The sequence below is a fragment of the Streptomyces sp. YPW6 genome (assembly GCF_018866325.1).
GTDB lineage: Bacteria > Actinomycetota > Actinomycetes > Streptomycetales > Streptomycetaceae > Streptomyces.
Map to the genome: position 1 here is coordinate 1,332,889 of NZ_CP076457.1, position 24,773 is coordinate 1,357,661.

Sequence of the window (24,773 nt, forward strand, 5' to 3'; positions counted from 1 at the left end):
CACGTGGCCGAGCTGCGCACCCCCCGCTCCCTGATCATCACGCTCTACGGCGCCTACGGCCGTCCGGCGGACGGTGCGCCGTTCGCGGTGTCCGAGCTGATCCGCCTGCTGCACGCCGTGGGCGTCGACGCACCCTCCGTCCGCTCGTGCGTCTCGCGGCTGAAGCGGCGCGGGCTGCTGGTGGCCGCGCGGGCGGGCGACGGCTCGGCGGGCTACGCGCTGTCGCCCGACGCCCGGCAGCTGCTGGACGACGGGGACCGGCGGATCTACCGGCACCCCGCGCCGAGCCTGGCCGACGGCTGGGTGCTCGCGGTGTTCTCCGTGCCCGAGGCGGAACGCAGCAAGCGCCATGTGCTGCGCTCCCGGCTGGCCCGGCTCGGCTTCGGCACGGCCGCGCCCGGAGTGTGGATCGCTCCCGGCGGGCTGTACGAGGAGACCCGGCACACCCTGGAGCGGCTCGAACTCGACCCGTACGTCGATCTGTTCCGGGGTGAGCACCTGGGCTTCGCGGCCACCCGCGAGGCGGTCGCCCGGTGGTGGGACCTGGACACGGTGGCGCGGCTGCACCACGACTTCCTGGAGCTGCACGAGCCGGTGCTGCGGGACTGGGAGGCGTCCGGGGCCGACGGCCCGCCCCGCCCGCAGACCGCCTACCGGGACTATCTGCTGGCGCTGGACTCCTGGCGGCAACTTCCCTACGCGGACCCGGGTCTGCCCACCGAGCTGCTGCCCGCCGACTGGCCGGGCAGCCGGTCGGCGGAGGTGTTCGGCCGACTGCACGAGCGGCTGCGGGACGCCGGAGAGCTGTTCGTCCGGGGGTGAGGGCGCGGCGCTCCTCCGCGCGGCGCCCGTCCCCGCGGAACCGGCGCCCTCGCCGCCACCGCGGCGGGCGGCCCGCGGCGGCAGCCCCGAAAGGCGGCGGCGCGGGCCGGTGTCGGCCCCGTGCGCAGGGCTGCGCACGGGGCCGACCAGCCCGCCGGCCGTCAGACGCGGGCCAGCTCGGCGGCGCCGAAGGAGACGTCGAACCGGTCGCACCAGATGCTGACGCTGGTGAAGGCCGCCGGGTCGAGATCGGCGGGCAGCCGGTAGTTGTGGGACCCCTTGTTGCCCTTCAGCTTGCCGAGGTTCTGGTACAGCCCGTCGTCGAAGACGGACCATCCGGCCCGGCCCTCCTTCACCGGTGCGTCGGTGAGCCACACCCGGAGATCCGGGCCGTTGCTGGTGTCGAGGTTCTCCAGCCTCACGACGTGCGAGCCGTCGCCGAGCCGCAGCAGCTTCACCGTGCCGGACGTGGCGTGCTCGTGGCTGATCAGCTCGCCGGTGGCCACGGTCGCCGGCTCCGCCGGTTCGGGAGCGGGAGTCCCCTGCGGAGTCGCCGGTTCGTCCGTCGAGCTCTCCGCGGGCTCCGCGACCGCCGCCCCGGGCAGGGCCTCCTGAACGGTGTCGTCCTGCCACAGCTTCCACGGCTGGAACCAGTAGAGCCCCACGCCCACCAGCGCCACGGCCACCACCAGCGCCCCCGCGACCACCGGCCGCGTCAGCGTTCCGCGCACCCGCCCCATCCCGTCTCCTCCGCTCACCACCGCCGGCCTCCCCGGCCGGCTCCAGACCCCCATCCAACCGGACCTGGCCGTCTCAAGGCGATCGCTTCCTCATGACGAGAGTCTTACGGCGGCGGCACCGTCGCCGGATGAGGGCGAGCCGGACACCCGTGCCCGCGGCGGTTGCGATCCCACGGCGGGGAAATCGAGGTGCCACGAGGCTCCGCCCGCGGGCACGATGAGGCATGACCTGGACCTTCACCGATGACGTCGACGTGTTCCTCGCCGCGGCCGGCCCGTCGCTCGGCGCGCGGCCCGTGGAGCACACGGTGGTGCTGAGCGTCACCGAGCGGCTGAGGCGTTCGGGCGCGCACACGTACGGCGACGGCGATCCGGTCCTCGGCTGGTGGCGCGGCGCGGACGGGACGGTGGCCGGGACCCTGGTCCGCACTCCGCCGCATGCCGCGCTGCTGACCGCCGTGGCCCCGGAGGCGGTGGGGCCGCTGGTGGAGGCGCTGGGCGCGGGTCCCGACCTGGACGAGGTCAACGCGGACCGGGACATCGCGGCGCTGCTGGCCGCCCGGCTGCCGGGCTGCCGGACCGTGCAGGAGCAGCGGCTGTACCGGCTGGGCACGCTGCGGCCGCCCTCCCCCGCGCCGGAGGGCCGGGCCAGGGCGGCGACGCGGGCCGACCGGGGGCTGCTGGTGGCCTGGGTGCGGGGGTTCGCGGACGCGACCGGGCAGTCCAGGTCCTCGGCCGAGTGGCTGGTGGACGAGGGCACGGAACGCGGGTCGCTCACCCTCTGGGAGAACGGCGGCACCCCGGTGGCCCTGGCGGGGCGCACCCGGCTGCCGGCGGGCACGGTGCGGGTGACGCTGGTGTACACCCCGCCGGATTTCCGTGACCGGGGGTACGGGGCCGCCGTGACGGCCGCGTCCTCGCGGGCCGCCCTGGCGGAGGGCGCGGCGGAGGTCCTGCTCTTCACTGACCTGGCCAACCCGACGAGCAACGGCGTGTATCTGCGCATCGGCTATGAGCCGGTGGCGGACCGGGTGCGGTTGAGGAGGGACACGTGACGGTCGAGTCCTCGGGGGCGGAGCCGATGTGGCTCGTGGCGGCGAACGTGGTGCGGTGGCGGCGGTACGGGGACGGCGGCCAGGAGTTGCGGCCGGGGACGAAGTCGTACCGGGGCGGGGCGAAGGTGTACGTCGTCGACACCTATCCGGGCATGGGGCACGAGCAGGTGACCACCATCGGGCGGGCCCGCACCGGTCGTTGGATCACCGTGGACACGGGCTCGCGCCATCTGCACACCTTCCGGGCGAAGTTGGCGTACGCGCCGGCCCTGCGGCGACGGGCCGAAGCGATCGGGGTGCGCCCGCGGTCCCGGGAGGAGGCCGAAGAGCTGGCCGGACTGCTGGAGCGGCTCGCCGCCGGGTACCGCGACACCCACTACCGCACACCGCACCCCACGCCGTGCCTCTGCCACGCGTGCCTGGTCACCCCAGGGTGAGCCGGGGCTTCGGCCCGTCCGTGCGGCCGGTGGGCGGGGTGCGGCTGCCCGCGGCGTACGGGAGGGGCCAGGGCGCGCCCGGTCCCGTGTAGCCCTGTTCGGCCGCGGCGTGGAGGGTCCAGTGCGGGTCGTACAGGTGGGGGCGGGCCAGGGCGCAGAGGTCGGCGCGGCCCGCCAGGAGCAGGGAGTTGACGTCGTCCCACGAGGAGATCGCGCCGACCGCGATGACGGGGACGTCCACGGTGTTGCGGATCCGGTCGGCGTACGGGGTCTGGTAGGAGCGGCCGTACTCGGGACGCTCCCCGGGCACGACCTGGCCGGTGGAGACGTCGATGGCGTCGGCCCCGTGCTCCGCGAAGGCACGGGCGATCGTGACGGCGCCCTCGGCGTCGGTGCCGCCCTCGGCCCAGTCGGTGGCGGAGATCCGCACGGTCATCGGCCTCTCCCGCGGCCAGACCTCCCGCACGGCGTCGAAGACTTCGAGGGGGAAGCGCAGGCGGCCGACCAGGGATCCGCCGTAGGCGTCGGTGCGGTGGTTGGTGAGCGGGGAGAGGAAGCCGGACAGCAGATAGCCGTGGGCGCAGTGCAGTTCGAGGAGGTCGAAGCCGCTGCTCGCGGCGCGCCGGGCGGCGGTGACGAACTGCTCGCGTACGGCGTCGAGTCCGGCCTCGCCCAGCTCGGCCGGGACCTGGCTGACGCCGGGGGCGTACGGGAGGGGGGAGGCGGCGGTCAGCGGCCAGTTGCCGCTGTCCAGGGGCTGGTCGATGCCCTCCCACATGAGCTTGGTGGAGCCCTTGCGGCCGGAGTGGCCGAGCTGGACGCCGATGGCGGCGCCGGGGGCCGAGGTGTGGACGAAGTCGGTGATCCGCCGCCAGGCCAGGGCCTGTTCGTCGTTCCACAGGCCCGTGCAGCCGGGGGTGATGCGGCCCTCGGGGCTGACGCAGACCATCTCGGTCATGGTCAGTCCGGCGCCGCCGAGGGCGCGGGCCCCGAGGTGGACGAGGTGGAAGTCGCCGGGGAGTCCGTCGGTGGCGGAGTACATGTCCATGGGCGAGACGACGACGCGGTTGCGCAGCTCCAGGCCACGCAGCCGGTAGGGGGTGAACATCGGCGGGGTGCCCGGCGGGCAGCCGAACTCCTCCTCGACGGCGGCGGTGAACGAGGCGTCGCGCAGCCGGAGGTTGTCGTGGGTGACCCGGCGGCTGCGGGTGAGCAGGTTGAACGCGAAGCGCCGGGGCGGCTGGTCGACGTAGTGGGCCAGCTCCTCGAACCAGCGGAGACTGGCCGCCGCCGCACGCTGGGTCGAGGCGACGACCGGGCGGCGCTCGGCCTCGTACGCCGTCAACGCGGAGGGCAGGTCGGGCTGTTCCTCGATGCAGGCGGCGAGTGCGAGTGCGTCCTCGACGGCGAGCTTGGTGCCGGAGCCGATGGAGAAGTGGGCGGTGTGGGCCGCGTCGCCGATGAGCACGGTGTTGCCCTGGGACCAGAGGGAGTTGGTGACCGTACGGAAGGCGAGCCAGGAGGAACGGTTGCCGCGCAGGGGGCGGCCGTCCAGGGCCTCGGTGAAGAACTTGGCGCAGCGGGTGGCGGATTCGGCCGGGTCGCAGGTGTCGAGCCCGGCGGAGCGCCACACCTCCTCGCGCATCTCCACGATGACGGTGGAGGCGTCGGCGGCGTACGGGTAGCCGTGCAACTGCATGACGCCGTGAGGCGTTTCGGCGATCTCGAAGCGGAAGGCGTCGAGGGCGAAGTCGGCGGCGAGCCAGATGTAGCGGTTGCGGTGTTCGGTGACGCTCGGGCCGAACACGTCGGCGTGTGCCGCGCGGGTGGCGCTGTGCACCCCGTCGGCCGCGATGACCAGGTCGTGGTGGGCGGCGAGTTCGGCGGCGGGCGGGGCCGGAGTGCGGAAGCGGAGGTCGACACCGAGGCCGGCGCAGCGCTCGTGCAGAACCTCCAGGAGCCGGCGGCGGCCGAGGGCGGCGAAGCCGTGGCCGCCGGAGGTGTGGGTGCGGCCGCGGTGGACGATGTCGATGGTGTCCCAGCGGACGAACTCGCGGCTCAGGGCGCGGTAGACCTCGGGATCGGCGTGCTCGATGCCGCCGAGGGTCTCGTCGGAGAGGACGACGCCGAAGCCGAAGGTGTCGTCGGGGGCGTTGCGCTCGAAGACGGTGATCTCGCGGTCCGGGTCGAGCCGTTTGAGCAGGGACGCTGCGTAGAGCCCGCCGGGGCCGCCGCCGATGACCGCGATGCGCCGGACGGACGTGCCGCTGCCCGCCACGGCTACCGCCCCTGCCACTTCGGGGGGCGCTTCTCGGTGAAGGCGGCGTGGAACTCGGCGTAGTCCTCGCCGTGCATCAGGAGGGCCTGGGTGCTGGCGTCCAGCTCGACGGAGGCGGCGAGCGGCATGTCCAGCTCGGCGGTGAGCAGGGCCTTGGTCTGGGCGAGCGCGAGGGCGGGTCCGTCGGCGAGGCGGCGGGCCAGCTCGGCGGCGCGTTCGTCGGCCTTTCCCTCCTCGGCCAGCTCGCTGATCAGGCCGATCCGCTCCGCCTCGGGGGCGCGGACGGCGTCGCCGAGCATCAGGAGCCGGGTGGCGTGGCCGAGGCCGACGACCCGGGGCAGCAGGTAGGCCGCGCCCATGTCGCCGCCGGAGAGGCCGACCCGGGTGAAAAGGAAGGCGAAACGGGCCGAGGGGTCGGCGACCCGGAAGTCGGCGGCCAGCGCCAGGACGGCTCCGGCGCCCGCCGCGACCCCGTGGAGGGCGGCCACGACGGGGAAGGGGCACTCCCGCAGGGCCCGGACGACCTGCCCGGTCATCCGGTTGAAGTCCAGGAGCTGCGCGGTGTCCATGGCCAGGGTGGCACCGATGATCTCGTCGACGTCACCGCCGGAGCAGAAGCCGCGCCCCTCCCCCGCGAGGACGAGGGCGCGCACGGAGCGCTCCCGGGAGAGCTCGGCGAGGAGGTCGCGCAGATCGGCGTACGCGCCGAAGGTGAGCGCGTTGAGTTTTTCGGGGCGGGAGAATGTGACGGTTGCCACACCGTCGTCCCGGGTCAGCCGGAGATGACGCCATTCCTCGGTGCTCGGGGCCGAGCTGGGAAACGGGCTCATGGAGGGGTCCCCTTCAGCGATCGGGCTGGTGCCGGCCGTGCGCGGGTCGCGTTCCGCATCCGAAGTTATCACTCATGCGTGACCTCCGTCACGAGGTCGCAATACTGCATCCATGAGACTGTTGTGGGCGAAAGTCCCCTTTGCTCCGGCCGACCGCCCCTATGGCCGGGCCGGAGCGGTTCGTAAGGTTGAAACCAGGAAGTCTCGCCATGAGTACGACGTGAACCGGAGAAGACGCCTGCCCGAGGACCGAGACCTCCCACTTCAGGTAGACCCGCTCCCGAACGGAAACCCTGCCGTGCCGCCCGATGTCCCCGTTCCCGCCTCCTGGCGCATCGCCCTGCCGCACTCCACCGCGGCCGTGCCGATCGCCCGGGCTCTCATCCGTACGGCCCTGTCGGACATCGACGCCCCGGCCGACAGCGACACCGCCGAACTGCTGACCGCCGAGCTGGTGGCCAACGCGGTGGAGCACACCCTGGGCGGCGAGCCCATCGAGCTGGTCGTGGAGCTGCTGCCCACCGGCTGCCAGGTCGAGGTGCACGACCGCGACCCCGCCCCGCCGGGCGACCTGTCCCGGCCGCAGCCGGGCTACGAGGTCGATCCCTGGCAGGAGCACGGCCGCGGCCTGCTGCTGATCCGGACCCTCAGCTCCGCGTGCGGTCACCGCACCACGGAGCACGGCAAGGCCGTCTGGTTCACGCTTCCGGCGATACCGGCACAGCCGGGTCCGTCACCGGGGAGCTGACCAGCCGGGAGTGCTTGCGGCTGTAGCCCGCGTAGAGCAGCGAGCCGACGGCCAGGAAGACCGCGAACTGGAGCCAGGTCGTCCAGCCGGTCCCGTACATCAGATACAGGCAGAAGGCGACGCCCAGCAGCGGGCTGACCGGGTAGAGCGGGACCCGGAAGGTCCGCTTCAGTTCGGGGTTGCGGCGGCGGAGCACCACCACCGCGGCATTGACGGCGACCATCGTGGCGAGCGTGCCGATGGTCGTCAGGTTCACGACGACGTCGAGCGGGACGAAGGCGGCCGGGACCGCGAAGACGCAGGCGACGATCCAGGTGTTGGCGACCGGAGTGCGGGTCGTGGGCGAGACCCGTTCGAAGACGCGCGGAACGAGTCCGTCGCGGGACATCGACATCAGGATGCGGGTCTGCCCGTACATCACGGCGAGCACCACGGAGGCGATGGCGACGACCGCGCCGAAGGCGACGATGCCGCCGCCCACCGAGGAGCCGGTGACCTCGTCGACGGCGATCGAGAGAGCGGCGCTCTTGTTCGCCACGTCGTCCGAGCCGATCGCGCCGATGGCGGAGAGCGCCACGGCGCAGTAGAGCAGGGTGACGACGCCGATGCAGATCAGGATGGCGATCGGGATGTTGCGCCGCGGGTTCTTGACCTCTTCGCCGGCGGTGGTGATGGCGTCGAAGCCGATGTAGGAGAAGAACGCGAGCGACGCGCCCGCGGTGATCCCGCCGAGCCCGTGGGTGGCGAACGGCATGAGGTTGTCGTCCTGGAACGCGCTGAACGCCACCGCGCAGAAGGCGACCAGGATGCCGATCTTGAGGACGGCCATGGCGGCGGTGGCGGTGGCGCTCTCCCGGACGCCGCGCACCAGCAGAGTGGCGGCCATGGCGATCACGACGACCGCGGGCAGGTTGACCACACCGCCGTCAGCGGGCCCGGAGGACAGGACGGCGGGCAGCTGCCGGCCGAACAGGCTGTCCAGCAGCTCGTTGACGTACTGGCTCCAGCCCACCGCGACGGCGGAGACCGAGACGCCGTACTCCAGCAGGAGGCACCAGCCGACGAGGAAGGCGGTGCGCTCGCCGAGCGCCGCGTACGCGAAGGAGTAGGAGCTTCCGGAGACCGGGATGGCGCTGCCCAGCTCCGCGAAGGACAGGGCGGTGAAGATGCAGGTGATCGCCGCCAGGACGAACGAGATCACGACGGCGGGGCCGGCCTCGGCGACGCTGTCGGAGAGCCCGACGAAGATGCCGGTGCCGACGATCGCGCCGACTCCGAAGCAGACGAGCTGGAAGAGGCCCATCGTGCGCCGGAGGCCGTGGCCCTCCAGGTCGCCGCCGGATTCGGCGATCAGCTGCTCGGGGCTCTTGCGGCGCAGGCCCGACGGGTGGGGGCCAGCGGGCTTCGGGGTGCCGGATCGCGGCAGACCGGTGCTCATGCGGGACGTTCTCATCTCTGGTGGTGCAGTGGGGGGGACGGTCCGTGCGCCGGACACGCCCTGGGGGTTTGGTCCCCGCGAGGGGTCTCCCCCGGGTCCGAACCCCACCAAGAGCCGTCATCGTAGCCACCAGCACGCATGTTCACCCAATCAGGTGTATGAGCATGCGAACCCCTGCCCCGTACCCGTACCGGGCGTCCGCTCGGGTCGTTCGTGCGCGGCATCCGCGCGGGTCGTTCGTGCGGGGCGGCCTCGCGGGTCGTTCGTGCGGGGCGGCCTCGCGGACGGAGCTACTTCCCGGCGAGCGTCGCCACCAGCACGGCCTTGATGGTGTGCATCCGGTTCTCCGCCTGGTCGAAGACGACGGAGTGCGGCGACTCGAAGACCTCGTCGCTGACCTCCAGCTCGGTCAGCCCGTACCGGGCGTGGACGTCCCGGCCGATCCGGGTGCCGAGGTCGTGGAAGGCCGGCAGGCAGTGCAGGAACTTCACGTCCGGATTGCCGGTGGCCCGCAGGACGTCCATCGTCACGGCGTAGGGCCCGAGGGCGGCGATGCGCTCGGCCCAGACCTCCTTGGGCTCCCCCATGGAGACCCAGACGTCGGTGGCGACGAAGTCGGCGCCCGCCACGCCCTCGGCCACGTCGCCGGTGAGGGTGATGGTCGCACCGCTGACCTCCGCGAGCTTGCGGGCCTGCGCCACGACCGCCTCGTCGGGCCAGTACGCCTCGGGGGCGACGATCCGGACGTCCAGGCCGAGCAGGGCGCCGGTGATCAGGTAGGAGTTGCCCATGTTGAAGCGGGCGTCGCCGAGATAGGCGAAGGCCGTCCCCGCGAGGGGGCCCTCGCGGCACTCGGTCATGGTGAGGACGTCGGCGAGCATCTGGGTGGGGTGCCAGTCGTCGGTGAGCCCGTTGAAGACCGGCACACCGCCGTGCGCGGCCAGTTCCTCGACGGCCTCCTGGCTGTCGCCCCGGTACTCGATCCCGTCGAACATCCGGCCGAGCACCCGGGCGGTGTCCTTCACGGACTCCTTGTGGCCCATCTGGGAGCCCGCGGGGTCGAGGTAGGTGGTGAAGGCGCCCTGGTCGGCGGCGGCGACCTCGAACGCGCAGCGCGTACGGGTGGAGGTCTTCTCGAAGATCAGCGCGATGTTCTTCCCGCGCAGCCGCTGGACCTCGGCCCCGGCCTTCTTGGCCGCCTTGAGCTCGGCGGCCAGCGCGACCAGCCCGAGGAACTCCTCGGAGGTGAAGTCCAGCTCCTTGAGGAAGTGGCGGCCGGTGAGGTCTATGGCCATGATGACTGCTCCTGGGTCGGGCGGGGATCGGCGCGCTGCGCGCGGCAGGGCTGGAAGTCTATACGATGCCTCGCATCTCTATACAGGGGTGTCGGTGCGCGTTCCGTCGGCCGCTCATGCCACGGGGTCCCGCTCCACCGGGCAGCTCATACAGCGCGGTCCGCCCCGCCCGCGGCCCAGCTCGCTGCCCCGGATCTCGATCACCTCGATCCCCTGCTTGCGCAGATGGGTGTTGGTCGTGGCGTTGCGCTCGTACGCGACGACGACACCGGGCTCGACCGCGAGCACGTTGCAGCCGTCGTCCCACTGCTCGCGCTCGGCGGCGTGCACGTCCTGGGTGGCGGTGAGCACCCGGATCGTGTCGAGGCCGAGGGCGGCGGCGATCGCGCGGTGCATGTGCTCGGGCGGATGGTCGGTGACCTTCAGCTCGCGGGGCCCGCTGCCGGGCTCGATGGTGTACGAGCGGAGCATGCCGAGACCGGCGTACTGGGTGAACGTGTCGCCGTCGACCATCGTCATCACCGTGTCCAGGTGCATGAACGCGCGGGCCTTCGGCATGTCGAGCGCCACGATCGTGCGTGCCGAACCGGCGTCGAAGAGGCCGCGGGCCAGCATCTCCACCGCCTGCGGGGTGGTGCGCTCGCTCATCCCGATCAGGACCGCCCCCTGCCCGATGACCAGGACGTCCCCGCCCTCGATGGTGGAGGGATAGTCGTCCTGCCCCTGTGACCAGTGGTGGAAGACGCCCGCCTCCGAGCCGGTGAAGAGCGGGTGGTGGCGGTAGATCGCCTCGAAGTGGACGGTCTCCCGCTGCCGGGCGGGCCAGCGCATGGCGTTGATGGACACCCCGTCGTAGATCCAGGCGGACGTGTCCCGGGTGAAGAGGTGGTTGGGCAGCGGGCCGAGGAGGAAGTCGTCCAGGTCCATCACGTGGAAGCGGACGGAGATCGGCTCGCTGTGCCGCTCCAGGAACTCCCGTTTGGTCATGCCGCCGACCAGCGCCTCCGCCAGCTCCGCCGCGGACAACTGCTCGAAGGCGGCCCGCAGATGCTCGGTGGCGAGCGGGCCGTACTCCTTCTCGTCGAAGACCCGGTCGAGCACGAGGCGCCGCGCGACCGGGATGTCGAGCGACTCGCGCAGCAGATCGCCGAAGAGGTGCACGGCGACTCCCCGGTCGCGCAGGACGTCGGCGAACCCGTCGTGCTCCTCCCGGGCGCGGCGCACCCACAGGACGTCGTCGAACAGGAGCGCGTCCTTGTTCCTGGGGGTGAGCCGCTTCAGCTCCAGATCGGGGCGGTGGAGTATGACGCGGCGCAGCCGCCCGGCTTCGGAGTCGACATGGAATCCCATGCCTTCATCCTCACCACGCGGAGCGCCGTTCACCCGGCGAATCGCCTACCGGTTGGTCCCGGGGGTGCCCGGCCGGACACCCCCGGGCTCAGAGCCGGGGGTCCACCGGCTCCGACTCCAGGGCCAGGACGGCGAACACCGCCTCGTGGATCCGCCACAGCGGCTCGCCCTCCGCCAGCCGGTCCAGCGCCTCCAGACCCAGCGCGTACTCCCGCAGGGCGAGCGAGCGCTTGTGGCCGAGGAAGCGGGAGCGCAGGCGCTCCAGATTCTCCGGGCGGGTGTACTCGGGGCCGTAGATGATGCGGAGGTACTCCCGGCCCCGCACCTTGATGCCGGGCTGGACGAGGCGGCCCCTGGCGTCCCGGACGAGGGCGCCGAGCGGCTTGACGACCATGCCCTCGCCACCCCGTCCGGTCATCTCCAGCCACCAGTCCGCACCCGCGCGGACCGAGGCCTCGTCGCCGGTGTCGACGACGAGCCGGCGGGTGACCTGGAGCAGGCCGGTCGGGTCGTGCTCGACGAGCCGGTCCAGCCAGGCCAGCTGCTCGTCGTGCGGGACGGCGGCGAGGGAGCGGCCCTGGACGGCGAGGATCTGGAAGGGGGCCAGGCGCACCCCGTCCAGGCCCTCGGTGGGCCAGCAGTAGCGCCGGTACGCCTCGGTGAAGGCGGCGGCGTCCTGCGCGCGGGCCCGCTGGTGCCCGGCGAGGCCCGCCACCTCGATGCCCCGGGCGGCCGCCTGCTCCAGGGCGGCGACGGCCGGCGGGAAGACGGCGCCGGACGCGGCACCGACGGCGGCGTACTGCGAACGGAGCAGCCCGCCGGCCTTCAGCGACCACGGCATCAGCTCGGCGTCCAGGAGCACCCAGTCGGTGTCCCACTCCGCCCAGAGCCCGGCGGCGGTGACGGCACTGCGGAGCCGGGCCAGGATCTCCTCGGTCAGGGCCGGGTCGTCCAGGAAGGGGCGGCCGGTGCGGGTGTACAGCGCGCCGGTGGGGCCCGCCGTGCCGAACCGGGCGGTCGCCGCCTCGGCGTCCTTGCAGAGCAGGACGACGGCCCGGGAGCCCATGTGCTTCTCCTCGCACACGACCCGCTCGACGCCGTCGGCCGCGTACTGCGCGAACGCCTCGGCGGGGTGCTCCAGGAAGCCGTCCTCGCGGGAGGTGGCGGTGGGGGCCATGGTGGGCGGCAGGTAGGCGAGGAGCTGCGGGTCGACGGCGAACCGGCTCATGACTTCGAGCGCGGCGGCGGCGTTCTCCTCGCGCACGGCGACGCGCCCCAGGTACCGGGTCTCCACGACGCGGCGGCCCTGGACGTCGGCGATGTCCAGGGGCCGGCCCTCCCGGCCTCCGGGCGCCTCGGTGACCAGCGGCTTGACGGGCTCGTACCAGACCTTCTCGGCGGGGACGTCGACGAGTTCGCGCTCGGGCCAGCGCAGCGCGGTCATCCTCCCGCCGAAGACGGCGCCGGTGTCCAGGCAGATGGTGTTGTTGATCCAGGAGGTCGTGGGGACGGGGGTGTGGCCGTAGACCACGGTGGCGCGGCCCCGGTACTCCTCGGCCCACGGGTAGCGCACGGGCAGGCCGAACTCGTCGGTCTCACCGGTGGTGTCCCCGTACAGCGCGTGCGAGCGGACCCGGCCGGAGGTGCGGCCGTGGTACTTCTCGGGCAGCCCGGCGTGACAGACCACCAGCTTGCCGTCGTCCAGGACGTAGTGGCTGACGAGGGAGTCGATGAACCTGCGCACCTGCCCCCGGAACTCGGGGTGCTCGGCGTCCTCGCGCTCCAACTGCTCGACGGTCTCGGCGAGGCCGTGGGTGAGCTGGACCTTGCGGCCCGCGAGGTAGCGGCCGAGCTTGTTCTCGTGGTTGCCGGGGACGCACAGGGCGTTGCCCGACGCCACCATGGACATCACGCGGCGCAAGACACCGGGGCTGTCGGGGCCCCGGTCCACGAGGTCGCCGACGAACACGGCCGTGCGGCCCCCGGGGTGGACGCCGTCCGCGTAACCGAGCTTGCCGAGCAGGGTCTCCAGCTCGGAGCTGCAGCCGTGGATGTCCCCGATGATGTCGAACGGGCCGGTGAGGTGGCGCAGGTCGTTGTAGCGGCGCTCCAGGACCACACGGGCGCTCTCGGTCTCCTCCTCGGTGCGCAGGATGTGCACCTTGCGGAAGCCCTCGCGCTCCAGGCCGCGCAGCGAGCGCCGCAGCTCACGGCGGTGCCGCTGGATGACATGGCGGGGCATGGAGGCACGGTCCGGGCGGGCCGCGTTGCGGGCGGCGCAGACCTCCTCGGGGAGGTCGAGGACGATGGCGATGGGCAGGACGTCGTACTTCCTGGCCAGCTGGACGAGCTGCCTGCGGCTCTCGGACTGGACGCTGGTGGCGTCGACGACGGTGAGCCGCCCGGCCTCCAGGCGCTTGCCCGCGATGTAGTGCAGCACGTCGAAGGCGTCGCGGCTGGCGCTCTGGTCGTTCTCGTCGTCGGCGACCAGGCCCCGGCAGACGTCCGAGGAGACGATCTCGGTCGGCTTGAAGTGCTTGCGGGCGAAGGTGGACTTGCCCGATCCGCTGGCGCCGATGAGGACGACGAGGGAGAGGTCGGTCACCGGCAGCTCGCGGGCGGCGCGGCCGGCCGCCGGGGCGGTGCTGATGCCGTCGGCGCTTGCCGCGCCGGCGTCGGTGCTGTTCATGCGGCTTCCGCCTCCTTCGTCTTCCCGGTCGTCGTACCGGTCTCGGTGGCCCGGGTGAACACGGCCATCTGGGTCGGCGGCCCCACCTCGGGGTCGTCCGGCCCGACCGGCACGTACCGGACGGTGTATCCGTGCCGTTCGGCCACCTGCCCGGCCCAGTCCCGGAATTCGGCCCGGGTCCACTCGAAGCGGTGGTCCCCGTGCCGGGCGTGCCCGGCCGGGAGGGTCTCCCAGCGGACGTTGTACTCGACGTTCGGCGTGGTCACGAGGACCGTCCCGGGGCGCGCGGCACCGAACACCGCGTACTCCAGGGCCGGCAGCCGGGGCAGGTCCAGATGCTCGACGACCTCGCTGAGCACGGCGGCGTCATAGCCGGCCAGCCGCTTGTCCGTGTAGGTCAGCGAGCCCTGCCGCAGTGTGACCCGGTCGGCCTGGCGTTCGCCCATCCGGTCCAGCTTGAGTCGCCGCGAGGCGATGGTGAGGGCGCGCATCGAGACGTCCACGCCCACGATCTCGGTGAAGCGCGCGTCCTTGAGGAGCGCCTGCACCAACTGCCCCTGGCCGCAGCCGAGGTCGAGCACACGGCTCGCCCCGGCGGCGCGCAGCGCGTCGAGGATCGCGGTCCTCCGGTGCACGGCGAGCGGGACCGGCTTCTCCTCGGTGTCGGTGCTCTCGTCCACCGCGTTGTCGACGCTGTCCACGTCGAGGTCGTCCGACTCGGCGAGCCGGACCAGCTCCAGGGCCTGGTCCGCCTGACGGGTGAGCCCCCAGCGGTGGGCCAGGTAGCGCCGGGTGATCAGCGGCCGCTCGGGGTGGTCGGCCAGCCAGCCCTCCCCGGCCCGCAGCAGCTTGTCCACCTCGTCGGGTGCGACCCAGTAGTGCTTGGCGTCGTCGAGCACCGGCAGCAGGACATAGAGCTGCCGCAGCGCGTCGGCGAGCCGCAACTCGCCTTCCAGCACCAGCCGTACGTAGCGCGAGTCGCCCCATGCGGGGAACTGCTCGTCCAGCGGTACGGGCGTGGCCTCGACCCGCTCCCAGCCGAGCGGCGCGAACAGCCGGTGCACCAGCTCGGCGCCGCCCCGGGCGGGCAGGGCGGGCACCTCGATCCGCAGCGGCAGCGGACTCGCCGCCCGCTCGGGCATGGCGCGGCAGACCCCGCCGAGCGCGGACTTGAACACGGCGGCGAGGGCGACCGACAACAGCGAGGACGCGGCATAGGGGCGGTCGTTGACGTACTGCGCGAGCGCCGCGTCGGGCGCGCCTCCCCGGCCCTTGCCCTTGCCGCGCCGCACGAGCGCCACCGGATCCACCTCCAGCAGGAGTGCGGCCGTGCAGCGCTCGGCGGACGCCTCGGGGTAGAAGACGTGCGCGGAGCCGTGCGAGGTGGAGAACGCCTGCGCCTTGTCAGGGTGCTTGTGCAGCAGGAAGCCCAGATCAGTGGCGGGGCGCTCTTGGGTGCCGGTCGTACCGATTGTCAGGAACACCTGTCCGAGTATGATCCTCACCCCCCGTCCCCACCAGGCATTTTCGCCCCGCTCGGCTACTGCGCAGGCCCCTTGGGCTTCTGCGCCGCCTCCAGATGCTCCAGGTGCCCGGCCGACTCGGCCTCCAGGTCCTCCAGCCGCCCGCCCAGCTCGGCCACGAGGTACGGCCCCACGCGGCAGCAGCCTCCGACGAGCCTCGCGCCGGCCCGCGTCCAGGACCGCACCCTGCCCGGGTCGAACGTGCCGCGCCCGGTCCACTCACGCGCCCCGGCGTCCCAGCCCTCACCACTGTTCGGGTAGACCACGGCGGGCCTGCCCGTGACCGCCACGGCCTGCTCCACCGCCTCCCGCACCTCGTCCGGGTCGCAGCAGTTGACGCCGACCGCGAGGACGGACTCCCGGCCGGCCGCCACCGCGAACGCCTCCTCCAGCGGCTGCCCGGCCCGGGTCCGCCCGCCCGCCACGCTGTAGGAGAGCCAGTACGGCAGTCCGGTCTCCTCGGCCACCCGGACCATGGCCTCCGCCTCGTCCAGGTCCGGCACCGTCTCCAGCGCCAGGACGTCGGGCCCGGCAGCCGCCAGTGCCGCCACCCGGGGGCGGTGGAACCGCTCCAGCTCCCGGACGCTCAGCCCGTAACGCCCCCGGTACTCGCTGCCGTCCGCGAGCATCGCCCCGTACGGTCCGACGGACGCGGCGACCCAGGTCTCCCGGCCGGGGCCGGCCCGGCGCACCGCGTCGGCGGCACTCCGGGCCAGCTTCACGCTGCGGGCGAGCAGTGCCTCGGTCCCGGCCCGGTCGAGCCCGTATCTCCCGAATCCTTCGAACGTGGCCTGATAGCTGGCCGTGATGAGCACCCGTGCCCCGGCCCGGAGATAGGCGAGGTGGGCGGCCTCGACCTGTTCGGGCGCGTCGGCCAGCAGCCGGGCCGACCACAGCGCGTCGGACAGGTCACAGCCCTGTGCCTCCAGCTGGTTGGACAGCCCGCCGTCCAGCAGGACGGGCCCGGCGTCCAGCGCGTCGGCGAGCGTACCGCCCGTGCTCACGGCCACCTCTGCCTCCTCGGGTCGGGTCAGGCCGCTTCAGGTCAGGTCAGGTCAGGTCAGGTCAGGTCAGCTGGGACTGGATCTGCGAGGAGATCAGTTCCAGATGGTCCAGGTCGTCCAGGTCGAGGATCTGGAGGTAGATCCTCGACGAGCCGATCGCCCCGTAGCGGCCGATCTTGTCGACCACCTCGGCGGGCGAACCGGCCAGACCGTTCGCCTTGAGCTCTTCCACGTCCCGGCCGATGGCCGCCGCGCGCCGGGCGACCTCGGCGTCGTCCTTGCCGGTGCAGACGATCAGCGCGTTGGAGTACACGAGGTCGTCCGGCGAGCGCCCGTGCGCCTGCGCGGCGGCCCGGACCCGGCCGAACTGCTTCTCGCTGTCCTCCAGCGAGGCGAACGGGATGTTGAACTCGTCCGCGTACTGCGCGGCGAGGCGGGGGGTGCGCGTCGCCCCGTGACCGCCGATCAGGACGGGCACCTTGGCCTGGGCGGGCTTGGGCAGCGCGGGCGAGTCGGTGAGCTGGTAGAAGGTCCCGTCGTAGCTGAAGGTCTTGCCGACCTCCGTGGCCCACAGCCCGGTGACGATCGCGAGCTGCTCCTCCAGGCGACCGAACTTCTCCTTGGGGAACGGGATCCCGTAGGCCTTGTGCTCCTCCTCGAACCAGCCCGCGCCCAGTCCCAGTTCGATCCGGCCGCCTGACATCTGGTCGACCTGGGCCACCTGGATGGCGAGCACCCCCGGCAGGCGGAACGTGCCGGCCGTCATCAGCGTGCCGAGCCGGATCCGCCGGGTCTCGCGCGCCAGTCCGGCCAGAGTGATCCAGGCGTCCGTCGGTCCGGGCAGTCCGTCGCCGGAGCCCATGCGGAGATAGTGGTCGGAGCGGTAGAAGGCGTCGAAGCCGAGGTCCTCCGTGGCCTTGGCGACGGTGAGCAAGGTGTCGTAGTCGGCCCCCTGCTGGGGCTCGGTGAAGATGCGAAGATCCATGCCTCCATCCTGCCTCCCCGAGGCCGCCGCCCGGCCCTCGCCTCCCCCGGGAGCCCGTGCCTCTCTCGTCGGAGCCGACCGTCTGCTCTCGCAGCGCCCCCGGTCGGTGCCCCCTGTCGGTGCCCCGCTCAGGGCCCCGCCGCCGACGGTGCGGGGCCTCGTATGCCGTACGGGCCGTCACGCTCCCTCGCCCGCTCCGGATCCCGCTCCCTCTCCGCCAGGCGTCTCAGCATCCCGTGCACACGGTCCAGTGATTCGTCCGCCGCGTCCATGGCCTCGATGCACTGCCAGTACAGCCCGTCCTCCCCCGTGTCGCAGGCCACCCCGACCAGCGCGATCCCGGCCTCGCCGAGCAGCAGCGCGAGCCCTGCCAGGGCCGGCCTGATCTCGCCGATCCCCGACAACTGGGCGGCCCTGGCACCTCCGGAGATCACCGCGGGATGGTCCAACGCCGAGCATCCGACGCCGATCTCGCCCAGCGCCCGCGCCTCGCTCCGTAATTCCATCGGCCCGCACAGCGCCAGCCGGCCGCCCACCGCCCGTGCGAGCGCCTGCGCCTGCCAGGCCTCCGCCATGACGTCCAGCGCGCCCCGGCTGTCGGCCAGAGCCCGCCGACCCACCTCGATGAGTCGCTCCGCTTCCATCTGTCTCCCCCGTCCGTACGAAAACCCGCTCACCTCATTCATTACCCACAGTGAGGTAGACAGCACCGTAAGGCCAGAGGAAATCGGAAATCTGTGGACACGAAGTCGAATGTGGATAACTCGATCACTCCGAAGAGTGACGATCTGGGGGTTCAGTGGCCCCCGGCAGAGGGAAGCGTTTCTCGTTCCGTTCCAGCTTGGCCGCCAGTGCCGCCGTCGGATCGATGCCCAACACCTCGCAGAACTGAAGGAGATAGGCGAGCACGTCCGCCACCTCGTCGGCGACCCGGTGGGCGGATTCGGGGTCCTCCATGACCCCGGCCGACTGTTCGGGCGTCAGCCACTGGAAGATCTCCAGCAGTTCGGCGGCCTCGACGCTGAGCGCGGCGGCCAGGTTCTTCGGGGTGTGGTACTGCCCCCAGTCCCGCGCGGCCGCGAAGGCGGCCAGCCGGCGCTGGAGTTCTGCCACGTCGATGTCCGTCACGGCACCAGGTCTATCACCGGCCACCGACAGCGCCTCCCGCACCTGCAGGGCACGCCCCTCCGCACGTACCGGGCACGCCCCCCCAACGTACGGAACACCCCTCCCGCGCGCTGGGCACCCCTCCCGCACGCCCGCCCTCCCCGCTCAGGACGCAGGCGGGGCGGCGGTCCGCACGGGCCGCCGCCCCCGGGGTCCGGCCCCTACGACTGGGCGAGGCCGGCGGGCGTGACCCCCTCGACCTCCATGCCGACGGGTGCGAGCAGGAAGACGTTGCGGTCGACCCGGTGCATACCGCTGCCGAGACCGAAGACCACACCGCTGCTGAAGTCGAGAATCCGCTTCGCCACGTCCGATTCCGCCGCCGTCAGGTCGAGCAGCACCGGCACCTGGGCGACGAGGTACTCGGCGACCTCCCGGGCATCCGCGAAGACCTGGACCCGCAGGACGACGAGGCGGCGCTGTTCGGCGGCACGCTCGTCGGGGACGGTGCGGTGGTCGATCCGGGACGGCCACTCGTCACGGCCGCGCAGGGGTACGACCTGCGCGAGTCCCTCCCACTGCTCGTCGGTGGCGTCGTATCTGTCGTACCTGTCGTACCTGCTCACAGGTTCACCCCGTCGTCGAACCGGTCGGATGGGCACCGGCTGCACTCACTGTTCATCGGGCAATCCTCTCGCCCCTCACCCGTTCGGCTTACCAACGACACGGCCGAGTCCGCCTCCGTGTCGCATCCGATATCCGGCGGACATCGGTTCATGACCACCGGGAACCGGTTCTCGGCCACCGGGAACACGTTCTCGGCCGCCGGGAACCCGTTCGTGACCGCCGACCCCTCAGACGGCGATGACCTGGACCCCCGCCTCGGCGAACCGCTCCCGCGCCTCCGCCCCGACGCGGGAGTCGGTGACCAGGACGTCGACGAGGCCCAGGTCGCAGACGCGCGCGAAGGCCCGCTTGCCGATCTTCGACGAGTCGGCCGCCACCACCACCCGTTGCGCCCGTTCCGCGAGCAGCCTGTTGACGCTCGCCTCGCCCTCGTGGTGCACGTACGCGCCGCGTTCGATGTCGATGGCGTTCACCCCGAGAACGGCCACGTCCAGCGTGATCTCGTTCATCACGCCGACGGCGAGCGGACCGGTCAGCTCGTACGACTGGGGGCGCGCGACACCGCCCGTCACCACCATCTTGATCTGCGGGCGGATCGCCAGCTCGCTCGCGATGTTCAGGGCGTTCGTCACCACGGTCAGCGTCGGCTGGCCGCCCGCCACCGCCGTCTCGCCCACGATGTCCGGGCGTACCGCCAGCGCCCTGGCCACCTCGGTCACGGTCGTCCCGCCGGTCAGGCCGACGACCTCGCCGACCGCCACCAGGCCGGACACCGCACGGCCGATGGCCTGCTTCTCCGGCGCGTGGCGGCCCGTCTTGTAGCGGAGCGCCAGTTCGTAGGAGACCCCGTGCGCGACCGCACCGCCCCTGGTGCGGGTCAGCAGGTGCTGTTCGGCCAGCTGGTCCAGGTCGCGGCGGATGGTCGCGGCCGAGACGTCGAGCGCCGTCGCCGCCTCCTCGACATCCACCCTGCCGTGCTTGCCGACCAGTTCCAGCAGCGCGTCCCACCGGGCGTCCCTGGACAAGAGCGTCTCCTCACCGTCCGGCGCGGGCCCCGCGTTTCGCGGGAACGCGGTCGCCGGGGGCCGGACCGCCGCAAGCGTCGCACAGGGCGCGCCGGGAGCCCTCCACCCCACCTGCACCTTGCTTGTTTTTGCTCGATAACTGCATGTAACGTGCAGAATTCTACACGCGGGGTGATCGGCCCCGCTCAGCCCCATCCCGTGGTCCACCTCGTTCCCGTGGAGTGCAGACGTGTCGTATGCCGAGACCGAGACAGCCAGTCAGCCCGCCTGCTGGCGGCGCGCCGCCGCCCTGGCCGGTGGCCCCGGGGCCACCGCCCTGCCCGTGGCGGGCGAGCGCGTCGCGGTCGTCGGCTGCGGCACCTCCTTCTACATGGCGCAGGCCTACGCCGGGCTCCGCGAAGGGGCGGGCCAGGGCGAGTCGGACGCCTTCGCCGCCTCCGAGTTCCCCTTCGGACGCGGCTACGATCGGGTCGTCGCGCTGACCCGCTCGGGGACCACGACCGAGGTGCTGGACCTGCTGAACCGGCTGCGCGGCACCACCCGCACCGTGGCCGTGACGGCGGATCCGGACACCCCGGTCAGAGCGGCGGCGGACGCCCTCGTCGTGCTGGACTTCGCCGACGAGCGGTCCGTCGTGCAGACCCGTTTCGCCACGACCGCCCTCACCCTGCTGCGGGCCCGCCTCGGGCTGCACTCCGACACGGTCGTCGCGGACGCGGAGGCCGCCCTCGCCGAGCCGCTCCCCGACGACCTGCTGCGGAGCACCCAGTTCTCCTTCCTCGGCCGGGGGTGGACGGTCGGTCTGGCCCACGAGGCGGCGCTGAAGATGAAGGAGGCGTCGCTGTCCTGGACGGAGTCGTATCCCGCGATGGAGTACCGCCACGGCCCCATCAGCATCTCCACCACCGGCACCACGACCTGGATGTTCGGCGAGGCCCCCGAGGGCCTGCCGGGGCAGGTGCGCGCCACGGGAGCCCGGTGGGTGAACGGCTCCCTCGACCCGCTGGCCGATCTCGTCCGCGTTCAGCGCCTCGCGCTCGCCCGTGCGGCGGCCCGGGGGCTCGATCCCGATCTGCCGCGCCATCTGAGCCGCTCGGTGGTTCTCGACGGGGCCTGAGGCGGGGGGCTGCGGGACCATGGAGGCATGCACCTGACCCTGGCCGCGGCGGCCCACCGGCTGGCGGCGGCCTCGGAGCCGCAGGGAGGTATCGCCGGCTGGGCCGCCGGTCTGGTCGAGACGTTCGGCGGGCCCGGCGCGGGCGCGGCCATCGCGCTGGAGAACGTGTTCCCGCCCCTGCCGAGCGAGGTCATCCTACCGCTGACCGGGTTCGCCGCCTCGCAGGGCGTGCTCAGCATCGCCTCGGCGTTGTTCTGGACGACGCTCGGCTCGGTCGTGGGCGCGGGGGCCCTGTACGCCGTCGGCGCCGTGTTCGGCCGCGAGCGGATGCACGTCTGGTGGGCCAAGCTGCCGCTGGTCAAGGCCTCCGACCTGGTGCGGACGGAGGCGTGGTTCGCCCGGCACGGCACCAAGGCGGTGCTGCTGGGCCGGATGGTGCCGGTGTTCCGGAGCCTGATCTCGGTGCCCGCGGGTGTGGAGCGCATGCCGTTCCCGGTGTTCGTCGGGCTGACGACGGCGGGCAGCCTGGTCTGGAACACGGTGCTCGTGATGGCCGGATACGGGCTGGGTGACCGGTGGGACGTCGTCGGGTCGTACGTCGGCGTCGCGTCCAAGGTCGTCCTGGGGCTGGCCCTGGTCGCCCTGGCCGCCTACGTCACGCTGCGGGTGAGGGGCCGCGGACGCGGGAAGCCCTGACACCGCGGAGGGGGCGGGGCGGCCCGGACGCGCCGGTCCGGCCCGCCCGGCCGACGGGACACCCTCCGGGGGTGTCCCGCGCCCGACCGCTCCGCTGCCCGACGGGCGTCACTCCTCGAAGTAGGCGTCCAAGGCCTTGTCCAGCTCGGCGGGCCAGCTCTTCAGCTCGCCGCGGTTGGCCGCCTCGACCTCGGCGTTGAACCAGCGGCGGCTCGACAGGTGGACGGTCACCGTGAACCTGCGGCCGAAGCGGGCCGGAGTGGTCTCCACCGCCGCGATCTCGTCCCAGCCGAACTCGGCCTCCTGGTCGTCCAGCCGGAACCGGACGCCTTCCCGGGCCACCCGGATCGAACCACGGCGGTCGCTGACCTCGAAGACGGGGCCGTCCTCGGCACCGGCGTCAGCCTCCGTCTCGCCGTCGACCGCCGCGGCCTCGTCCGCCGCTTCCGGTTCCTGGTCGGCCTCGCCCTCCGCGGCTGGCGCTTCGGCCTCGTCGTCGCGGATCTCCGCCGCCTTCGCACCGGCGGGGGACTCCGCTTCCGGTTCCGGCTCGCGGGTTCCGGCGGGCGCCGCCAGTCCGGGCAGGGGGATGAACGCCGGGTCGGTGCCTGCGGCGAACTCGGGCTTCTTGTTCGAATCTATGCTCTGCTCCACGGCGGGCAGTATGGTCGACGAACCTGTACGTGACCAGTCGCCGCTGCTCCGGTCGGCCGAAGGCCGCCGGAAATCACGGGGCGCCACGGAGCTCGACCCGTTGACGACGTGAGGGCGTTCAGGGTTCACCTCGTGACGGCATGCCGGCGTTCACCCCGGCCCCCTCGCTGTCCGAGGGCCGGGGTACGCCCGGCCCCGGCCGGCCGCGCCCTGGTGGTGCCCGTCCTTCAGAGCCCGCCCCTGCGCCACTCCCGTATCAGCAGATAGCCCAGGTAGACACCGCCGATCGCCATGGTGTAGATCCCGACCGGCAGGTCGTCGAAGAGCGGCAGCTGCTGGGAGCACAGGTCCGCGAGAACCAGCAGCAGACCGCCGGTGAGGGCGGAGAGCAGCAGGTGCGGGCCGGAGCCGCGGGTGAGGCGCCGGGCGATCTGAGGTGCGGTCAGGGCGATGAAGGCGATGGGGCCCGAGACGCTGACGGCGGCGGCCGACAGGGCGATGGCCAGGAACACGGCGAGCGTCTTGGCCTTCTTCGGCTCGGAGCCCAGCCCCTCGGCGATGTCGTCGCCCATCTCGCCGATGTCGAGCCGCCGGGAGATGAGAGCGGCCGGCAGGGTGGCGACGAGCAGGACCAGCCAGACGGTGGTGGCGTCGGTCCAGGAGCGCGCGGTCAGGCTCCCGTTGACGTACGCGGTGAGAACGGATGCCTTGTCCCGTTCCAGGGCGTAGACGACGTACTGGGTGACGGCCGTGCTCATCGCGGCGACCCCGATGCCCGCGATGACGAGCCGGGCGGGGTTGCGGAAGCCGGTGCCGGTGGAGACGTACACGAGTGCCATGGCGGCAAGGGCGCCGATGAGCGCGCCGACGGGGACCGGGACCGTGTCGGGGAACATCAGCGCGCAGAACGCGGCGCCCGCGCCGGCCCCGGCGGAGAGCCCGATGACGTCCGGGCTGCCGAGCGGGTTGCGGGTGACGGACTGGAACAGGGCGCCGGACAGGCCGAGCGCCGCGCCGACGCCGATGGCGACGGTGAGGCGGGGCCCGCGCAGCCGGTTGAAGACGAACCGGTCCTTGCCTTCGGCGTTCCCGACGAGGGCGGCGGGCAGGTCGGCGAGGTCGATGCCGAGGCGCCCCCAGGCCAGGGTCGCGACGGCGGCCGCGAGGAGGAGGACGAGGACGCCGGCGCCCGCGGCCACCGAGGCCCGGCGCACGGGTATCGCCACGGTGCTGCCGATGGTCAGACGGGCCCGGGACGCCTTGCGGGCGGGGGCGGTGCGGTCGGTGACGGTCACGAGGTGCCCCGCATCCTGCGTACGGCGATGAGCAGCGCGGGTGCGCCGATGAAGGCGGTGACGACGCCGACCATGAGTTCGGTGGGCCGCATGACGACCCGGCCCACCACGTCCGCGAGGAGCAGCAGGGTGGGGCCCATCAGGGCGGAGAAGAGGATCTGGGCGCGGAAGTCGACGCCGACCAGGGCCCGTACGACGTGCGGGACGGCAAGGCCGACGAAGGCGATCGGCCCGACGGCTGCGGTCGCGGCGGCGCTGAGCAGGGTGGCGGCGAGCAGCCCGCCGCCCCTCGTGCGTCCGGGGTGCGAGCCGAGGGCGACGGCGGTGGCGTCGCCGAGGGCCAGGGCGTTGAGGCCGGGGCCGAGGGCGAGGGCGAGGAGGAAGCCGGCGGCCGCGAAGGGCAGGACGGACCAGAAGACGTCGAAGTCCCGGCCGCCCAGGGCTCCGACGACCCAGTAGCGGTAGCTGTCGAAGACCTGCGGTTTGCTGAGGGTCACCGCCTGGATGAACGCCATCAGGACGGCGGTGAGCACCGCCCCGGCGAGCACCAGGCGCACCACGCTCGTCCCCGTACCGGCGGAGCCGATGACATGGACCAGGACGCCCGCGACCAGTGCTCCGGGCAGCGCCCACCACATGGTGTCGGTGGCCCCGGAGGCCCCGAGCCAGGCGGTCGCCGCGACGATGCTCGCGGAGGCGCCGGCGTTGATGCCGAGGAGGCCCGGTTCGGCCAGCGGGTTGCGCGAGACGCCTTGCATGAGGGTGCCCGCGACCGCGAGGCAGACCCCGGCGAGGACGCCGAGGGCGGTGCGGGGGTAGCGGCTCTCGATGATGGTCGTGATGTTGGGGTCGGCGGTGCCGCGCAGGACGTCGAGGACGTCGCCGAACGACGTGGAACGACTGCCGAACATGACGCTGGCGCAGAGCGCGAGCGCCAGCGCGGCCAGGCCGAGGAGCAGGAGGAACGCCGACCGAGCGGCGCGGGTACGCGAGGTACCCGCACCGCTCGGGGGTGCGACCGTGGTGGTTGCCATGGGAGTGGAGTGTGCCTTGGGGGC

At 72.8% G+C, this 24,773-nt stretch carries 23 protein-coding genes; 6 read left to right on the top strand and 17 right to left on the bottom strand.

Translation table 11 applies throughout. The annotated features are described in order from the left end of the window. Positions 1 to 3 precede the first annotated feature (3 nt). Positions 4 to 822: a PaaX family transcriptional regulator C-terminal domain-containing protein gene (locus tag KME66_RS05805; protein ID WP_073220821.1), complete on the top strand. Its 819-nt coding sequence runs from the start codon at positions 4 to 6 to the stop codon at positions 820 to 822. A 161-nt stretch (positions 823 to 983) separates the two neighbouring features. Here the strand turns inward: KME66_RS05805 and KME66_RS05810 are convergent, their stop codons facing one another. Beyond that, positions 984 to 1,562, bottom strand: coding sequence for a DM13 domain-containing protein (locus KME66_RS05810; RefSeq protein ID WP_073220817.1), 579 nt, complete (start codon positions 1,560 to 1,562; stop codon positions 984 to 986). A 224-nt stretch (positions 1,563 to 1,786) separates the two neighbouring features. On the opposite strand from KME66_RS05810, the gene KME66_RS05815 reads away from it, so the two are divergent. Both KME66_RS05815 and KME66_RS05820 read left to right on the top strand, forming a co-directional pair. Next, positions 1,787 to 2,617 carry a GNAT family N-acetyltransferase gene (locus tag KME66_RS05815; protein ID WP_216319730.1) on the top strand — a complete coding sequence of 277 codons (831 nt, stop codon included), beginning with the start codon at positions 1,787 to 1,789 and terminating at the stop codon, positions 2,615 to 2,617. Next, positions 2,614 to 3,054: a hypothetical protein gene (locus KME66_RS05820; protein WP_216319733.1), complete on the top strand. Its 441-nt coding sequence runs from the start codon at positions 2,614 to 2,616 to the stop codon at positions 3,052 to 3,054. Before KME66_RS05815 ends, KME66_RS05820 begins: the two co-directional genes overlap by 4 nt. Here KME66_RS05820 and KME66_RS05825 read toward each other — a convergent pair. Together KME66_RS05825 and KME66_RS05830 are read right to left on the bottom strand one after the other, a co-directional pair. After that, the gene (locus KME66_RS05825) at positions 3,041 to 5,350 is read right to left on the bottom strand and encodes a bifunctional salicylyl-CoA 5-hydroxylase/oxidoreductase (RefSeq protein ID WP_216319735.1); all 2,310 of its coding nucleotides are present in this window, start codon (positions 5,348 to 5,350) and stop codon (positions 3,041 to 3,043) included. The genes KME66_RS05820 and KME66_RS05825 overlap by 14 nt on opposite strands. After that, entirely contained in the window at positions 5,335 to 6,162 is an 828-nt protein-coding gene (locus KME66_RS05830; RefSeq protein WP_073220811.1) for an enoyl-CoA hydratase family protein, read from the bottom strand. The genes KME66_RS05825 and KME66_RS05830 overlap by 16 nt, the downstream gene beginning before the upstream one ends. 298 nt (positions 6,163 to 6,460) lie before the next feature. On the opposite strand from KME66_RS05830, the gene KME66_RS05835 reads away from it, so the two are divergent. Further along, complete coding sequence (locus tag KME66_RS05835) at positions 6,461 to 6,910, top strand: ATP-binding protein (RefSeq protein WP_073220807.1); 450 nt, start codon at positions 6,461 to 6,463, stop codon at positions 6,908 to 6,910. Here the strand turns inward: KME66_RS05835 and KME66_RS05840 are convergent. The 11 genes from KME66_RS05840 to KME66_RS05890 form a co-directional block, all read right to left on the bottom strand. Then, positions 6,861 to 8,348 (bottom strand): amino acid permease, encoded by a 1,488-nt coding sequence (locus KME66_RS05840; protein WP_216319737.1) that lies wholly within the window; start codon positions 8,346 to 8,348, stop codon positions 6,861 to 6,863. The two genes, KME66_RS05835 and KME66_RS05840, sit on opposite strands and share 50 nt — an antisense overlap. 290 nt (positions 8,349 to 8,638) lie before the next feature. Then, positions 8,639 to 9,643 carry an ornithine carbamoyltransferase gene (gene argF / locus KME66_RS05845; protein ID WP_216319739.1) on the bottom strand — a complete coding sequence of 335 codons (1,005 nt, stop codon included), beginning with the start codon at positions 9,641 to 9,643 and terminating at the stop codon, positions 8,639 to 8,641. Between the two features lie 114 nt (positions 9,644 to 9,757). Further along, the gene (locus KME66_RS05850) at positions 9,758 to 10,993 is read right to left on the bottom strand and encodes an arginine deiminase (protein ID WP_216319741.1); all 1,236 of its coding nucleotides are present in this window, start codon (positions 10,991 to 10,993) and stop codon (positions 9,758 to 9,760) included. Positions 10,994 to 11,081: 88 nt separating this feature from the next. Continuing rightward, the gene (locus KME66_RS05855) at positions 11,082 to 13,682 is read right to left on the bottom strand and encodes a polynucleotide kinase-phosphatase (protein ID WP_253208240.1); all 2,601 of its coding nucleotides are present in this window, start codon (positions 13,680 to 13,682) and stop codon (positions 11,082 to 11,084) included. Beyond that, complete coding sequence (locus tag KME66_RS05860; RefSeq protein ID WP_216319744.1) at positions 13,679 to 15,166, bottom strand: 3' terminal RNA ribose 2'-O-methyltransferase Hen1; 1,488 nt, start codon at positions 15,164 to 15,166, stop codon at positions 13,679 to 13,681. The genes KME66_RS05855 and KME66_RS05860 overlap by 4 nt, the downstream gene beginning before the upstream one ends. A gap of 56 nt (positions 15,167 to 15,222) precedes the next feature. Beyond that, a complete protein-coding gene (mmuM, locus tag KME66_RS05865) occupies positions 15,223 to 16,209 on the bottom strand; it encodes a homocysteine S-methyltransferase (RefSeq protein WP_253208565.1) in 987 nt (328 codons plus the stop codon). Between the two features lie 61 nt (positions 16,210 to 16,270). Beyond that, positions 16,271 to 17,194, bottom strand: a complete 924-nt coding sequence (locus tag KME66_RS05870; RefSeq protein WP_073220792.1) for an LLM class F420-dependent oxidoreductase — start codon at positions 17,192 to 17,194, stop codon at positions 16,271 to 16,273. A 128-nt stretch (positions 17,195 to 17,322) separates the two neighbouring features. Next, positions 17,323 to 17,838, bottom strand: a complete 516-nt coding sequence (locus tag KME66_RS05875) for a DUF6099 family protein (RefSeq protein ID WP_073220789.1) — start codon at positions 17,836 to 17,838, stop codon at positions 17,323 to 17,325. 124 nt (positions 17,839 to 17,962) lie between these two features. After that, complete coding sequence (locus KME66_RS05880) at positions 17,963 to 18,322, bottom strand: nucleotide pyrophosphohydrolase (protein WP_073220786.1); 360 nt, start codon at positions 18,320 to 18,322, stop codon at positions 17,963 to 17,965. 200 nt (positions 18,323 to 18,522) lie between these two features. Beyond that, a complete protein-coding gene (locus KME66_RS05885) occupies positions 18,523 to 18,927 on the bottom strand; it encodes a cell division protein SepF (protein ID WP_073220783.1) in 405 nt (134 codons plus the stop codon). A gap of 228 nt (positions 18,928 to 19,155) precedes the next feature. Further along, positions 19,156 to 19,953, bottom strand: a complete 798-nt coding sequence (locus tag KME66_RS05890) for a DeoR/GlpR family DNA-binding transcription regulator (protein ID WP_073220781.1) — start codon at positions 19,951 to 19,953, stop codon at positions 19,156 to 19,158. Positions 19,954 to 20,182: 229 nt separating this feature from the next. On the opposite strand from KME66_RS05890, the gene KME66_RS05895 reads away from it, so the two are divergent. Together KME66_RS05895 and KME66_RS05900 are read left to right on the top strand one after the other, a co-directional pair. Next, on the top strand, positions 20,183 to 21,070 hold the full coding sequence (locus KME66_RS05895) for an SIS domain-containing protein (RefSeq protein ID WP_216319747.1): 888 nt from the start codon (positions 20,183 to 20,185) through the stop codon (positions 21,068 to 21,070). A gap of 27 nt (positions 21,071 to 21,097) precedes the next feature. Further along, positions 21,098 to 21,766, top strand: a complete 669-nt coding sequence (locus KME66_RS05900; RefSeq protein WP_216319750.1) for a DedA family protein — start codon at positions 21,098 to 21,100, stop codon at positions 21,764 to 21,766. A gap of 108 nt (positions 21,767 to 21,874) precedes the next feature. Here the strand turns inward: KME66_RS05900 and KME66_RS05905 are convergent, their stop codons facing one another. From KME66_RS05905 to KME66_RS05915, 3 genes are all read right to left on the bottom strand, one after another. After that, complete coding sequence (locus tag KME66_RS05905) at positions 21,875 to 22,420, bottom strand: hypothetical protein (protein WP_073220773.1); 546 nt, start codon at positions 22,418 to 22,420, stop codon at positions 21,875 to 21,877. A gap of 227 nt (positions 22,421 to 22,647) precedes the next feature. Then, positions 22,648 to 23,715, bottom strand: coding sequence for an iron chelate uptake ABC transporter family permease subunit (locus KME66_RS05910; protein ID WP_216319754.1), 1,068 nt, complete (start codon positions 23,713 to 23,715; stop codon positions 22,648 to 22,650). Beyond that, positions 23,712 to 24,749: an iron ABC transporter permease gene (locus KME66_RS05915; protein WP_216319757.1), complete on the bottom strand. Its 1,038-nt coding sequence runs from the start codon at positions 24,747 to 24,749 to the stop codon at positions 23,712 to 23,714. The genes KME66_RS05910 and KME66_RS05915 overlap by 4 nt, the downstream gene beginning before the upstream one ends. Positions 24,750 to 24,773 lie beyond the last annotated feature (24 nt).

What these genes read in the sequence shown, in the direction of transcription:
- KME66_RS05830 (WP_073220811.1), bottom strand. Translation starts at nt 6,162, where the DNA reads ATGAGCCCGTTTCCCAGCTCGGCCCCGAGCACCGAGGAATGGCGTCAT.
- KME66_RS05810 (WP_073220817.1), bottom strand. Translation starts at nt 1,562, where the DNA reads ATGGGGCGGGTGCGCGGAACGCTGACGCGGCCGGTGGTCGCGGGGGCG.
- KME66_RS05900 (WP_216319750.1), top strand. Translation starts at nt 21,098, where the DNA reads ATGCACCTGACCCTGGCCGCGGCGGCCCACCGGCTGGCGGCGGCCTCG.
- KME66_RS05815 (WP_216319730.1), top strand. Translation starts at nt 1,787, where the DNA reads ATGACCTGGACCTTCACCGATGACGTCGACGTGTTCCTCGCCGCGGCC.
- argF (WP_216319739.1), bottom strand. Translation starts at nt 9,643, where the DNA reads ATGGCCATAGACCTCACCGGCCGCCACTTCCTCAAGGAGCTGGACTTC.
- KME66_RS05870 (WP_073220792.1), bottom strand. Translation starts at nt 17,194, where the DNA reads ATGGATCTTCGCATCTTCACCGAGCCCCAGCAGGGGGCCGACTACGAC.
- KME66_RS05840 (WP_216319737.1), bottom strand. Translation starts at nt 8,348, where the DNA reads ATGAGCACCGGTCTGCCGCGATCCGGCACCCCGAAGCCCGCTGGCCCC.
- KME66_RS05850 (WP_216319741.1), bottom strand. Translation starts at nt 10,993, where the DNA reads ATGGGATTCCATGTCGACTCCGAAGCCGGGCGGCTGCGCCGCGTCATA.
- KME66_RS05855 (WP_253208240.1), bottom strand. Translation starts at nt 13,682, where the DNA reads ATGAACAGCACCGACGCCGGCGCGGCAAGCGCCGACGGCATCAGCACC.
- KME66_RS05875 (WP_073220789.1), bottom strand. Translation starts at nt 17,838, where the DNA reads ATGGAAGCGGAGCGACTCATCGAGGTGGGTCGGCGGGCTCTGGCCGAC.
- KME66_RS05915 (WP_216319757.1), bottom strand. Translation starts at nt 24,749, where the DNA reads ATGGCAACCACCACGGTCGCACCCCCGAGCGGTGCGGGTACCTCGCGT.